We start from the raw sequence: 14,544 nt of genomic DNA on the forward strand, positions 1-14,544 counted from the left end.
CAAGGTGCAGCGGAAAACCGCCGCGTTGGCTTTGTCAATCACGGCATGGACGAACACGTCCTGCCCGAACCAGGGGTGAAGCGCGTACAAGACCTTCCGGCTAACGGTCCCGTGGGTCTTCTCAAATCGGGTTGTACAATGAGGTCAGACCGCACAGCGCGATTGGCAATAAGCCACCGATAACGCTGATCAACGGCGCATCGACGCATCCGGCGCCATGAGCCAAAACGCCGAAAATTCCAGTTATGACTGGTCCAAATTCCGGGGGCACGTCAAAACCGCCGAGGCTCTAATCGCCGCTGGATGATGCGTCAGCGGCAGGTCAATTTGCGTCATGATGATTGCCCCCTTCGGCTCAATATTTTAAGGGTTCTGAGGGGCCCTATAAAACCTATGCTTTTGTATCGTAAACCTAAGGAACAGGAAGGCATGCGCGGCTGGGTGATAAAATTTGAGGGTGACCGAGTCACGAGTTGGCCCATCGATGATAGCGCCCGCCGCGATCCGTCGAAAGACTCCATCGTTGAAAATCGGGAAGCATCGGAAGGTGCCGGTTCTGTTGGTCGGAAAATCCCTGTTGAAAAGACCGGCCCGAGAATTATTGACATTATTTTCAGGGATGCCGATGCCCAGCCCTTCATTACTTCACACGTCGCCCGCCAAGTAGAGGTGGAAAACAAAGCGGATCCTGCGCCCCGACGGATGCAAGTCGATCTGATTGACGACGAGCGCGTCCGGGCGGACCTTGGGGCTGCTCCAAAGGTCAAGAATATTCCTATCGAAGGCCATGTCGACATTATGACCTCTTGGGGAGCTTCGGGCTGGGCGCGTTTCACCGACGGCAGGGACGAGTTCGTTCGCATTGAGGTCGTGCTCAATGGGGTCGTCATCTGCGAGGGTCTGGCGCGCGATTTGCGACCCAGCGACCGCGGTTCGGGATACTGCGGTTTCACCTTGCAATTCGACCCCCAGCTTTCCGACGGCGACAAGCCAGAATTTTTTGCAATCGGAGCTGCCGGAACGCTGCGTCTGGCCTCCGCCGATATGGTCGCTTCGGAAGTTGCAGCTTCTCTGCAAGGCACCTCGGCTGCGATAGTCGCCACGACGAAAACGGGCTCAACGCCGAGCCACGACATCGAGGGCGGTGTCGATATTATAACGAGGTGGTATGCATCTGGCTGGGTTTGGCGTCCTTCGACACCCAAACAGCCCTTGGAAGTTGAAGCTACGCTCAACGGCAAGGCGATCGGTCGCGTCACTGCCGACCAATTCCGTCAAGATCTGGGGAAATATGGAAAAGGAAACGGGCATCACGGCTTCGTCCTAAACTTTTCAAGCCCTCTAGAAGGTGAAACCGTGCCGACCTTAAGTGTGAAGGAAGAGGGAGGGTCGATCGTTATTCCGAACCATGCCAAAGTAATTGCGGGCGTCAAGAAGCCGACGACGGCCTTGAAGGAGAAGCCGGCTTCAGCGCCGACACTTTTGCTGCCTGCGGTTGAAGGGCATATCGACCATTTGACGCGGCGCGGCGCCAAGGGCTGGGCATGGTTTCCCTCGGCGCCGGAGCTGACCGTGCAAATCGATGCCGTGCTCGACGGCAAGATCATCGGCCGGGCACTGGCGAATCAGCTTCGACCTGATCTGGCGCAGCATGGAAAGGCCACTGGTCATTACGGCTTCACGATCAAGTTCAATGAGCCGGTGATGGGTGCCACGGCGCCGCGGTTTCAGGCGACGCAGGCCTCGTGCCACTTTCTGACCAACGAATGCGAGTTGCCGCCGGACTCGCGCATCGATCTCGTCAAACGCACTAGCGGATCATTTTCCGCCCTGCTCAACGAGCATGCCGCCTTCACAACGAAAGGTCCGTTGTTTGAGGAGTTTGACGAAACGATTCTCACGCGCATTGCGGAAAGCGAGGGCAATTGGCCACGCCCAATGTTGGTCGCTTTCTATCTGCCGCAGTTCCACCCGATCGAAGAGAATGATTACTTTTGGGGCAAAGGCTTTACAGAGTGGCGTCAACTTTCAAAAGGTATGCCGCGTTTCCCTGGCCATTATCAGCCGCATATTCCACGCGATCTTGGTTTCTATGATCTCGAAAATATCGAGACGCTCGTCAAGCAGGTCGCGATGGCCAAAGCTGGCGGCGTGAGCAGCTTTGCTTATTACTATTACTGGTTCAATCGCAAACGCGTCCTTGAGCGCCCGCTTGAACTGCTTCTCGAATCCGACATTGACATGCCGTTCATGCTAATCTGGGCCAATGAAAACTGGACCCGAACCTGGGACGGATCCGAATCGGAAATCCTTCTTGAACAGGACTACCATCCTGATGACGAAGACGCCTTGATCGATGATATCGCGCGGCATTTTAGTGATCGTCGCTATATTCGCCTCAACAATCGGCCGCTCTTTGTCATTTACAATCCCAAGAACGTTCCCGAAAGCGCGCAGACCATTGGGCGTTGGCGAGAGAAGCTCACAACGCGTATTGGCGTCGAGCCGCTCTTGTTCATGGCCCAGACCTTCGGCGAGTTGGATCCGCGCCCACATGGCCTCGATGGTGCGTTGGAGTTTCCGCCGCATAAATTGTCCAACCGTCTGCCTGGGCGTCCCACACCCGACGCTTATTCGCCTGAATTCGCGGGTCGCGTCATCGACTATGACGACTTCGCCAACGCGTCTCTGGACGAGAACGAGCCCGAAGATTTCCCACTGATCAAGACCATCGTGCCAAATTGGGACAATGATTGTCGCCGACCCAACCGCGGCTTAACGCTGGAGGGAAGCGCGCCGCACAAATATGAGACGTGGCTCACGGAACTTCTCACGCGCGCCATGGATGCGCCAGTCTTCGGAACGCCCATTGTCGCAGTAAACGCCTGGAACGAATGGGCCGAAAGTGCCTATCTTGAGCCGGATGTCCATTTTGGCGCCGCCTACCTGAACGCGACGGCGCGCGCCTATGTCTCAGCGGTCGATAGTCGAGACGCCAGCACTCAGGAAGTTGGCTCGGAAAGCGCGAGGCCGCCCACCGTCTCCGTCATATTCCCGAATTACAACCACGAAAAATTTCTTCCCGAGCGTCTCGGATCCGTGCTGCAACAAACAATGCGTCCCGCCGAGATCATTTTTCTTGATGACTGCTCCTCCGATGACAGCATAAGCGTTGCAAAAAGCATCCTCTCGCAATCCGGCATTCCATTTCGCATCGTCAAAAATGAAATGAATTCCGGCTGCGTGTTCAGGCAATGGATGAAGGGTATTGATCTGGCCCGACATGACCTGATCTGGATTGCCGAAACCGACGATTCCGCCGATCGTCACTTCCTGCGCAACTTATTGCCAGCCTTTGAGCGTGACGACATCCTTGCGGCCTTCGGCCGCATCACCTGTATCGATCAGGAAGGCGCGCCGCGCGGCGATCTCGACGCCTATTTCGACGGACTCAAGAATTTCTCATGGCGACAATCTTGCGTCGTGCCGGCTCATCGCGCGTTTTCGCATGACTTCACCGTCAAAAATGTCATTCCAAACGCCTCCGGTCTGGTGTTTCGCAAGCCGATCCTCACAAAAATGGAGCGCGAACGCCTCTTCGAATATCGTTTTGCCGGCGACTGGTATTTCTACTCCCTGATCACGCGCGGCGGATCCATCGCCTATCGCCGCAATGCGCGCTCCTTCTTCCGCGTCAATCCATCCAGCGCGTCGCGCAGCTCCTTTTTCACCGAAAGGCACCTAGCCGAACACAAGATGGTCGTTCAGGATCTTTGGCGAGAATATGGCGTCGACGATACTGCGATCGACGCGCATTGTCAGTCACTTGCGCACTATCTCACGGACCGTTCAGCCGAATCGTTGAGCCAATCGATGCGCCAGGCGCTGCCCCGCGAGGCCGGACAGCACCCGATGCGTGTCTGCATCGCGGCGAATGGCTTTGCCGTCGGCGGCGGCGAAATCCTTCCGGTCGAATTAGCCAATACACTGAAAGGCTTAGGAGTCCACGTCACCTATCTGGCCATCGAGCGGCCAAATGGCCTGCTGGACGGACAGGTAAGGCAAAGGCTGCGTTCGGATATTCCAGTCGTCTATTGGGACTCGATCTGTGACGATTTGCCGGGATTTATCAAGCAATACGGCATACAGCTGATCAATTCGCATAATGTCAGCGTCGATTTCCGGGTTTTCCTCCGCAAGGTCGATCTTGAAATCCCCTATGTCGCATCGCTTCATGGCGGCTACGAAACCGTTCCCGAACTCCTGACTCCGGACTTCCTCGCTTACCTGTCCAGATATGTGACGAAGTGGCTGTATCTGGCCGAGAGGAATTTCGCCTTTCTGCCAGACGATCTTCGCAAACCCGGAAAATTCCTTCATAGTTTCAACGCTGTCCCCCCCCTTGCCGACGTGGTCGATCGTGAATCGTTCCGCGCCCAACATGGAATTGGCTCCGACGCCTTTGTGTTCGTCCAGTGTTCGCGAGCGATCGAATCGAAGGGCTGGGCCCAAGCGATTGAAATCGTGGCTAGGATTGACGCCCAGGGCTGGCCGGTTCATCTGGTGTTGATCGGCGACGGGCCGGTCGCCGGCGAATTGAAAGAAAAATACGGGAAATCTCCGCTCGTGACTTTCCTCGGCCAGATTGAACGCCCGATTCGCTATTTTAAATGCTTCGACATGGGAATTTTTCCGACCCGTTTCGAGGGCGAGACATTCCCGCTTTTCTTGCTGGAATGTTTCGAGGCGGGGCTTCCAGTCGCGACGACCGATATCGGCGAAATCCCTCGAATCATGCAGGGCGTGCTGGGGCAGCCGCCGGGTTTGCTGGTCGATCATCGCAGCGACCCCGAAACGCTGGCGTCGGAATTCGTCAAGAAACTGAAAAACATGTTCGGCAGTGTTGGAGCTTATGACGCCTATCAGGCCGGGGCCGTCACGACCTCGCGACGCTTCAGCATGGCGGTCCTCGGCGATTTGTATCTTAAGTCGTTCGGCGACTTGTTCGAACCTATGGCGGAAAGCGGACCAGTCGCGTCAAAACGGCGGAAACAGGGCAGCAAGGCAGCCCGGACTGGAAAGTAAGCGGCGGAGTCTAGCAGCCATTAATGGCCAGTTCGAGATTTGTTGTGATACAGTCCATCAGATGATCTGAAACGCATGCTTTTTTTGATAGAAATCTCTTTGTGATAATAGAAATGCCATTTCAATACCGCGTATGTATTGATCCGCTTGAGCGCTCGTCGCGCTTATAAAAGTCAGGCTGTTGATTGCCGTTTGGAACTGACCAGCGTTTTTCACTGAGAAGTGCCCGCCTTTTTATGTTGCTGCTGACTTGCCACTGACGTTTCATCCAGCGGAAATTAGAGTCTCAGCGGATTTTTCGCCTTGGGGCGCGGTGTGAGCAACATGCGATCGGCGGAGCTGGTTGGGTGTTGATTGCCACTGAGAACTGACCCGTTTTGGGTAAATCGTCGCTCGTTTCGTGGACGCCTTCTTTCCCTAAAATTGAGGCAAGGAGGCCGGGATGGGCAAAGGCAATTTCAGCGACGATTTCAAGCGTGATCCGGTACCGGCCATCGGTCCTCGTCGACACAACGCTCGATCGGCAATTCGATGTCGAGGCACCGGATGTCGCCTGGGTGACAGACATCCCCCACATCAAGACGCTGGAAGGCTTCGCCTATCTGGCTGTGGTCATCGACCTGTACTCGCGCCGCGTCATCGGCTGGTCAATACAGAGCCGCCAGACGACGGAAATTGTCTTGCAAGCCCTGCACATGGCCGTGTGGCGCCGCAGGCCAAAGACCAGAGTTCTCATCCATTCCGATCAAGGATCCCAGTTCACCAGTATCGAATGGGCCTCGTTCCTGAAGCACCATGATCTGGAGCCCTCGATGAGCCGACGTGGAAACTGCCACGACAACGCCGTTGTCGAGAGCTTCTTCAATCTCCTGAAGCGCGAACGCATACGCCGCAAGGCATATCGAACGCGGGATGAAGCACGCCGGGATGTGTTCGACTACATCGAGATGTTCTACAATCCAACGCGTAAACACGTCAGGAACGGGATGCTGTAACCGGTCGAGTTCGAACGGCAGATGAAAGCCGCCAACGAAGGCGTCTAGAAAACTCGGGGTTATTCAAGGATCGTCCCTGTTATGTTGAAAAATAGCCCTTGAAAACAGGTCGCGGCAAGATAAGATTGGTGATAGAGGGCAATTATATATGATTGCTCTGGAGTGTGCTTCGATGGGTGACCTTGGACAGCTTTTGGAACTAACACGTCTTGAAAATGGCGGTGAGATAGAAAAATTAGAGGTCATGATTCTAAAGCTTTTGAACGATGGAGTGGCAGAGCCTGCGACACAAAGATGGCTTGCTGAACGGCTCAATTACGACGAAAATTCAAAATCCGGGCTAAAATTTATATACCGCCAAAGGAAGCTTGGCGAAGAGGATCATAAACTAGAAGGTCACTATTTAATATTCGACAGATTATATTGTGATACAAAACATGCTACGAAAACTTTGACAGCAGAAACGGTTGATGAAATTGTCAGTTTTAGAGATAGGCCAGAAACGGCGGCTGACAAAATCTATAAACACATAAGAATATTTAAGGGGACGCCCACGTAGGATATGGCTTTTTGCCGTACTGGCGGTGAAAATCGAGTAGATGCCCCTTGACGCTCTCCGCCGAAGAAAAAGGCCGACAATGGTGTCAGTAGGGCGGCTAGCATGTGAGGCTCCAGGCCGATAAAATGTTGGCTTGACCGGCGCGTTGTGATTCTCGGCTTCCGAATGGAAGCGACCGATGAATCGCGATCAATTATCGCTGACAGCGCGCAGTTTTCAAAGATTGCGCCGCATCTTCCAACCGACAAACGTGGCAAGCCGCGAACCGATGATTGGCGAGTTATCAGCGGATCTATCCATGCGCTGAAAGAGGGTGGTCGTTGGATCGATGCGCTGTCGGCCCCTCGCTGCGATCCGCTCAGTCCTGCAAACGATACGCGTCGCTCCCTCCGGATTGCGCGCTTTTTTGTTTGTTGCTAACGATTACTACTATCGGACATTGCACGGACTTTGGAGCTGAACTGTGGATAATGCGCTGACGACGGGAATGGACGCTCCCGCGAACGCGCGGTCGGTTCTGGATCTTCGTTCCGAGGGCGGCGCGGCCTTGCATCGTGGCGACGCCGATGCGGCCGAAGCGGCCTATCTGGCGCTTCTGGCGTATGATCCGACGGATATATATGGGCTTGTCGGAATGGGATTGGCCGCGAAAGCGCGGGGCCTCAGCGATGTAGCGCAGGAACGCCTCAAGGCGACTGCCGCCGTTTGGCCATCGCATCCGTGGCCACTGCTGGAACTGGGTTCTGTATTTCGGTCGTGTGACCTCATCGAGAAGGCCGAAAAGGCCTTCCGCCAAGCTCTGGAGCTGGACCCACAAAATTTCCACGTCTTGATTGCGCTCGGCGGCCTGTTGGCGCAGCGCGGTGCCCTCGCCGAAGCGGTTGATTTTTACCGGGCCGCCGTCAGCCTCGCGCCCGACGCAGCCGCCTATTTAGACCTGGCTTCAATTGTCGCGCGCATGGGCGATTCCGACGAGGCGATCGCAACGCTGGCGACCGGGCTTGAGGTCGTTGCCGACAGGCAGGCCCTTTGGAGCGCCAAGGCGCGACTCCTGCACTCTCTGGGCCGCGTCGACGAAGCTCTCGCGACCTGGAATTCGGCCTTGTCCGAAAAACCCGATCAGCTTTCGCTCAAACTGGAGATCGCTTGCGAAACCTGCGCACTCGGGAGGTATGTGGACGCGCTTTCGGTTTACAGGGAGATAATGGAAGACGAACGCATTTCGGGTGCGGAACGCCATCAGGCGGCGCTTGCTGGCGGGCGTGTCGCACGTGACAAATTGCAGGACGGTCGCCAGGCGATCGTTTTTTTTGAAGGGGCGGCTGCTCTGAACGCAGACGATCTCCAGGGCATCGGCGAACTAGCCCAGCAATACCGTATGTCGAAACGTTTCGACGATGCGGAAGGTCTCTACCGCGGGATCCTCGCGCGTGATCCCGAAAACATCGCCGCATTGGCTGGCTTCGCCACACTCAAGCGTCTGGAGGGCAAGGCCCAGGAGGCGCTGCCGCTGATCGAAAAGGCTTGCGCGATCAATCCGAAGGAGGACTGGAACCGGTTGGAGTTTGGCTATGTCCTTCGCGATGTCGGGAGGTTGGAAGAAGCCGCGAAGAAATTCGAGACGATTGAAATCGAGTCTCCCGCCCTGGCCTGGGCGAGCATGGCGCTTGGCCAGATGGCGCGGGCGCGGGGCGATTTTGGCGAGGCCGGGGACTTTTTCGAACAAGCTGCCGGCAGGGCGGGGAACCCTGCCGACGCCCTGCGAAATCTGGCCGAGGTCCGAAGCGCGGCAGGTGATTTTCCGGGTGCGGAGAAGGCGATCGAGCAGCTGCTGGCGAACGATCTTACATCCTATGGCGGCCACATGGCGAAAGGGCATTTGAAAAGGGCGATGCATGATCGTCCGGGCGCTCGCGGGGCTTTTCTGCGCGCTGCGGAAATCGCGCCGGCACTTCCAGAGCCCCATGTCGAAATTGCTGTCGAGGAGCTTGCGGACGCCAATGTCAAAGGCGCTGCGGCGGCGCTCGACACCGCACTGAGCCTGGATCCCGCGCATTACGACGCCCGGCTCAAGAAGGGCGACCTGCTGTCGGTGCAGGGCGAGAATGAGGCCGCGCTCGCAACCTACCGGCAACTGTTCGCGGAGCGGCCAGATGCGGTCTCGTCTTACCTCGCGGCGGCGCAGCTCATGGCCAGGATGGGAGAGTCCGATGGCGCGCTTGGGGTGCTGGCGACGGCGCGCGAGAAATGCCCGCCAAATTCTCATATCGACTTTAGGGGAGCGTGCATCCTTCGCCAGCTTGGACGCCTCGATCAGAGCCTCGAAATGATCACCGTGGCCAATAATGCCTTCCCGCAGGATTTCTGGCCCTGGTATACAAGAATATCGATCAGCATCGATCTCGGCCGTTTCGACGACGCGCAGACGCTTCTCGACGCCCCGCCCCCCGTGACATCCGACCAGGAGCGCTGCTATGTCCTCAAGCTGCGCGCCCGGTTCTCCAAGGCGCGCTGGCTGCTCGAAGCTGCCATCGAGAGCCTTGAAGCCGCGATTATTCTAGACGCGAAGGACGGCGAGGCACGTGAAGAACGCGCGAAGTTGGCGCTGATGCACTTCGACCTGCCCGGCGCCTGGCGCGACCTTGTGGCGCATGCCGAAACCCGTTCACCATCGGCCCGGCGCAAGATCAATCCCGTGCATTCGCATACGGGACAACTTTATGAGGAATATATTCTCGACGACGATCTCGCCGAAAAGCTCGCGGCCCTGCGCGGAACGCCTCCGGAGCAGCAGATCGGTCCGCTGTTGCAGTTAGTGCGGGCCTTCCCCGACCCCACCGGTCCCGCCGTTGGCCTGATGATTGCGCTGCGCCGCTCCGGCCGGTTCGACCCGCCTTCATCACGAGATTCGAATCTTCCGACGGGGGCAATCCCTAAGCTCATTACCAGGTTCTGGAACGATCCCGAGCCGCCAGCCGACGTGGCGCGGCTCATGGCCAGCTGGAACGAATGCGAGCCACGCTTCAGGATTGAGACATTCAACGATTCCACCGCGCTGAATTATCTGCGCGCGCGTTGCCCGCCGCAAATTCTTGACGCCTTCGTCAGAACAGGCGAACCGGCCCAACGTGCCGATCTTTTCCGCCTCGCCCGCCTTCATGTTGAGGGCGGCTTTTATATCGACGCCGACGACCGCGCACGGGGCGGACTTTCGGCCCATGTTCCGCCGGGGGTTGTGTTTTTCGCGCATCAGGAGGATCCTGGCTCTATCGGCAACAATGTCCTCGGTGCGACGCCGCACCATCCAGTAATCGCAGGGGCGCTGGGCGAAGCCACCGCCGCGATTCTACGCGGCGACAGAGATATCGTGTGGCTGACCACAGGGCCGGGTCTGTTGACGCGCGCCTTCGCGAATTGGCTGGCGAACGAACCGGAGCGGCTCGACGAGCGTCTTTCCAAGGTCTCCATCCTGACGCTAGCGGAAATGCGCCGCGCGGCGGCGATCCATTGCCACGCAGCCTATAAAAATACCAGCCGCGCATGGCTGAGCGGGGCTTTTAGAAAGGCTCCAGGATAGAATTCGCCAGAAACTCTTCTTTTTGCGCGTCTCCTTCATCCGCGTCCTCACTTTGGTGGCGCTCTGGACCACAGCAGCAGTGTGTTCTAACGTCAACATAGAAATTGGAGCGTTTTCCGTGTACACAGTTAGCAGCCCACGCATCACTTACAGCTCGGAGTTTCGCAATAGCGCGAATCCATTCAGAGACAAGTTCGGAGGCATTGCGGACGACAATTGGAAGGACGTCTGGCTCACGACTGAAACTTGCTCGAATATCCAGGGCATCGAATTCCCGACAATTCCCGAGCAGCAGTTGCAATCGCAGATCCACGGCTCGTCTTCCTGGCAGATTTCGATGGGGGAGGCGTTCGCTTTCTATGAGTTCGTCAAGTCCAGCGGCGCATTGGACGGTGCCAAGTGTTTTCTGGATTTTGGGTGCGGCTGGGGCCGCATGACGCGACCCTTCATGCGCGATTTCGATCTCGGCAAGATATACGGCTTTGAGCCGAACGCACTGCACGCGATCATTGCAAGATCCCTGAATCCCTATTTTACTGTCTTTACTGGCGGATTTTCTCCGGATGGGTCGATACCGAAGGATTGGTTCGATCTCGTCGTCGGCTGGTCGATTTTTTCGCACTTGTCGGAAAAATCTCTCAAGGAGTGGCTGACCGAGATCTGTTCAGTGCTGAGGCCGGGCGGTCACGCGGTCTTCACAACCTGGGGCATTCGTTTTCTGAAGCGTCTCCAAGGTGAGCAGGCGCTCCTCGACGCCGGGCAGGAAATACACTGGTATTCGAAACAATGCCTTGATGGCGTGGGGAATATTTCCAAACGTATCGCGGACTATGAGAATGGCGATTTCATCTGGTTTACCAATACCGATTCCACCGAATATGGCGAAGCCTTTCTCGGAGAGAAGGCTTTGAACCGTTTCGTATCCGAACTTGATTTGCCGATGGAAGTCACAACCTTCGACGCGACAAGCTTGGCGCAGGATGTGTTCATTCTTCGAAAACGGCAGTGGTGATCGATCGGCGGATGTTGCTTGCCGGGCTCGCGAGCGCTGCGCTCGCGGGGCGGGCGTGCGCAAATTCCGGCGCTCGGCCCACGATAGGCGCGATTCGCTGGGACGCCTGGTACACGCAATCCGCGACGGACGGCATTCGCAGCGTCGTTCAAAACACCCTCAGCCCGACGCGGTGGCAAGGCCGCGCTCCATCCTGCGCCGTTGTGGATGCGCCGGACGCGATATCGTTGGATAAATGCGGAGTACAGTCACGCATCGATATCGAGATCGTCAAAGCCCACACAGCGCGAATCGATTATTGGGCCTATTGCTGGTTTGGTGCCGACCACCCCATGCAACGGGCTTGGAGACTGCATCAAAGCAGCCCGAACAAGACTCTTGTGAAATGGTGCTGCATATTCAGTTACGAGCCATTTGTCCGGCAGGTGACCTGCGCGTTGCCCGAGTTGGTTGGCCTTCTCACAGCGCCCAACTACCAAACCGTGCTCGATGGCAGGCCGCTGCTGTTCATGCTGACCGACGATACAAAGCCGTCGGTGCTGTCGGACGCCATTCGCGGCCTTAGACGCGAATGCCAGCGTTCGGGACGTAAAAATCCCTATGTCGTACTGATGCTCTGGTCTCCACTTCAGGGAGGGGGGCTTGCGGCGACGGGCGCCGACGCTGTCAGCGCCTATGCAACGATGGGCGAGGTGCCCATTGCCGGAAGTTACACGGAGCTTGTCACGATTGCCGAAGCCTATTGGAAAGTTCTCGCGGACTCAGGTCAGGCGATCGTTCCGACGGCCATGACGGGATGGGATACGCGTCCGCGTCAAGAAACGCCAACTCCATGGCCGACAACTGGACTTGGACCGTCCGGCGAAGAACACTATTACTTGCTTGGCTCGGCTCATCAGGTCGCGGCGCATGTACACAACATGTCTGCCTGGATCAGGACTCATCCCCAATCCTGTCCCGCGCAAACGGGCATCATTTATTCATGGGATGAACACGATGAGGGCGGCTCTGTGCTGAATTCCACAATCGTCGGCGGCGACAGCATATTGGATGCGGTCGGCCAGGCTCTGAAGTGACCGCATGACTTTGCAAAACGAAACGATAAGCGGCGTTTCCGAGGACGCTGTCGAGAACCTCGCAATTCTGGAACTGAGGCCGGCGTTCGAGCGCCAGACGTCTTCCTTTTCCGCCGCATGGTCCGGTCTGGTCGGCGGGACAATGCCGCCCCGATGGTGGACTCCCGACCTTTTGATCCCCGGCGACGCTTTGGAATTATACTCGACGGATGACGCCTATTACGTCCCATCGTTGGGAGCGGTGCTCACGGCTGGCGGACAGATTTTTCTGACAACTGCGCGCCACGCGACCTACATCGATCCCAAACTGGAACAGCTCCAGCAGATCTGGTCCACCCGCGCGTCCGCGCCACGCCTTACCGACGGCATTGTGACCATGTCCTGGGGCTCGCAGCACAATTACGGGCATTTCGTTCTCGACGCCATGACTTCCGTCGCCGCCGTTGCCGAACTGGCTATCGATTGGCAGGTCCCCTTTGTGACGCCACCCCTCCGGGAATGGCAACGCCAGCATTTCAAATTGTTGCAGATCGAGCCCCTGGAGCTTGCGGAGCCCATTTACGCATTCGGCCACATCGCCTTCGTGTCCGGCATGAAGGGCTCGCTGCACAATCCGAACCTGCATTTTCAAACGCTGAGGGATGCGCAACTGTCCTGGCTTCCTGCCGCGGCAGGGGGGGCACAGCGGATTTACATCAGTCGGCGGGGTCACAAACGACCGCTGATCAACGAAGACAAACTGGAACAGGCGCTCGAGTCGATCGGCTTTGCCATTATCCATACCGAAAACTTGCCGATTGCCGAACAGATCGAAACTTTCAGAAACGCCAGCATCATCGTCGCGCCGACCGGCGCGGCGCTGGCCAATCTGCTCTACGCGCAAAGAGCGACGGTCTTTGAAATCATCCCACGCGACATGACGCTGAGCGATACCGCCCATAAATGGGTCGCCTTCCTGACCGCGATGGGCGAGGGCGACTGGCGACCCTTTTTCTGTGAAGATAGTCCGGAATCCGAACAGGCGGAAATCGCGGGACAAAAACAGCCCGGCTACAGAGCTTTCGAGCTTTCGATCCCCGATCTGTTGTCATTCATCGCGCCGGCATTGGCTTAGGCGCGCAATTTCGGGTAGTGGCGGCAAATAGGAATGCGATAATGAAAGACTGCAATTATAGCGAAAGAGTCGCCGGCGTTAACTATGTTGAGTTTTTGCGAGTTCTGCATGGCCGACTTAAGCCAGCAACATATTTTGAAATCGGCGTGCAGTTTGGCGACACTTTGAAGTTGGCGAATTGCGCCACGATTTGTGTCGACCCTCGCTTTCAATGCGAAATTAATGTCTTATGCGGCAAGCCTGTATGTCATTGTTATCAAATGACAAGCGATGAGTTTTTCGGCGCAAACAATCCAACTGCCATCTTTGGTCGACCTATTGATTTTGCGTTTCTGGATGGAATGCATTGGTTCGAGTTTTTGCTGCGCGATTTCATAAACACGGAAAAGCACTGCGCATCACGATCGACCATTGTGATGCACGATTGTTTGCCTCCGGGTTTTTACATGACGACGCGTGACAATGACGCGGTCAATCATCCAGAGTCCGACTTCAAGGGATGGTGGGCAGGCGATGTATGGAAAATCGTTCCGACGCTCATAAAATACAGACCGGATTTATCCATTTCGATTACGGATTGCGCTCCAACAGGACTGGTCATCGTAACTAATCTAAATCCTGACGACACCATCCTGACGACGAATTACAATCAAATCCTCACGGAATTCAAGGAAATGGATCGCGAAGAATTCGAACATTACTGGAAAAACGTATTTATTGACCATGCGGCCTGACTATTGATTGAGAACTGAGCCGCGCCGGGTTTGACGGAGGCGTTTTTGTTTAAATCAGGCCGCGACAGCGGTCTGATTGAGTGAGGCGTAATAACACGCCTCAGCCTCGGCTGGCGGGATTGCCGATTGCTCCAGCAGCCGACGGTGATTGAACCAGTGAATTGCCCTCGTTTTCAAGACACCTTCGGTAGCGGTTTTGTTGCGGCGTTCGAATTCGACAGGCGAGAGCATGCAATTGCGGGCGAGCTTCCTGGTATCCATCCGGCGTAGCACGCAGGCGCAGGCAGCCGGATTCAGCGCGACCGCCTCGCCAGGATCGTCGGATCGTCGTTGTGGATTTTGATGAGATCGATCAGGTTCTCGATGCCGAAGTCTGTGAAGGCCATTTCGCC

At 56.5% G+C, this 14,544-nt stretch carries 7 protein-coding genes and 2 pseudogenes; all 9 read left to right on the forward strand.

Annotation, left to right across the window (positions count from 1 at the left end):
• Positions 1–429 precede the first annotated feature (429 nt).
• Entirely contained in the window at positions 430–5,085 is a 4,656-nt protein-coding gene (locus QZ409_RS00320; RefSeq protein ID WP_296706057.1) for a glycoside hydrolase family 99-like domain-containing protein, read from the forward strand.
• A 482-nt stretch (positions 5,086–5,567) separates the two neighbouring features.
• Positions 5,568–6,080, forward strand: a pseudogene (locus tag QZ409_RS00325) (IS3 family transposase); the annotation flags it as partial.
• Between the two features lie 148 nt (positions 6,081–6,228).
• The gene (locus QZ409_RS00330; protein ID WP_296706058.1) at positions 6,229–6,639 is read left to right on the forward strand and encodes a hypothetical protein; all 411 of its coding nucleotides are present in this window, start codon (positions 6,229–6,231) and stop codon (positions 6,637–6,639) included.
• Between the two features lie 178 nt (positions 6,640–6,817).
• Positions 6,818–6,987: pseudogene (locus tag QZ409_RS00335) on the forward strand (IS5/IS1182 family transposase); the annotation flags it as partial.
• 115 nt (positions 6,988–7,102) lie between these two features.
• Entirely contained in the window at positions 7,103–10,216 is a 3,114-nt protein-coding gene (locus QZ409_RS00340) for a tetratricopeptide repeat protein (protein WP_296706059.1), read from the forward strand.
• Positions 10,217–10,238: 22 nt separating this feature from the next.
• Positions 10,239–11,228: a class I SAM-dependent methyltransferase gene (locus tag QZ409_RS00345; protein ID WP_296706060.1), complete on the forward strand. Its 990-nt coding sequence runs from the start codon at positions 10,239–10,241 to the stop codon at positions 11,226–11,228.
• Positions 11,222–12,304 carry a hypothetical protein gene (locus tag QZ409_RS00350; protein WP_296706061.1) on the forward strand — a complete coding sequence of 361 codons (1,083 nt, stop codon included), beginning with the start codon at positions 11,222–11,224 and terminating at the stop codon, positions 12,302–12,304. Before QZ409_RS00345 ends, QZ409_RS00350 begins: the two co-directional genes overlap by 7 nt.
• Before the next feature lie 172 nt (positions 12,305–12,476).
• The gene (locus QZ409_RS00355; protein ID WP_296706062.1) at positions 12,477–13,418 is read left to right on the forward strand and encodes a glycosyltransferase 61 family protein; all 942 of its coding nucleotides are present in this window, start codon (positions 12,477–12,479) and stop codon (positions 13,416–13,418) included.
• A gap of 41 nt (positions 13,419–13,459) precedes the next feature.
• Complete coding sequence (locus tag QZ409_RS00360) at positions 13,460–14,152, forward strand: class I SAM-dependent methyltransferase (RefSeq protein WP_296706063.1); 693 nt, start codon at positions 13,460–13,462, stop codon at positions 14,150–14,152.
• The last annotated feature ends 392 nt before the right edge of the window (positions 14,153–14,544 follow it).

It is taken from the genome of Rhodoblastus sp. (assembly GCF_019449565.1).
Classification (GTDB): Bacteria; Pseudomonadota; Alphaproteobacteria; order Rhizobiales; family Beijerinckiaceae; genus Rhodoblastus.

Bases quoted from the DNA above. Each gene is read 5' to 3' on its own strand.
- QZ409_RS00320 (WP_296706057.1), top strand. From the start codon at position 430: ATGCGCGGCTGGGTGATAAAATTTGAGGGTGACCGAGTCACGAGTTGG.
- QZ409_RS00330 (WP_296706058.1), top strand. From the start codon at position 6,229: ATGATTGCTCTGGAGTGTGCTTCGATGGGTGACCTTGGACAGCTTTTG.
- QZ409_RS00360 (WP_296706063.1), top strand. From the start codon at position 13,460: ATGAAAGACTGCAATTATAGCGAAAGAGTCGCCGGCGTTAACTATGTT.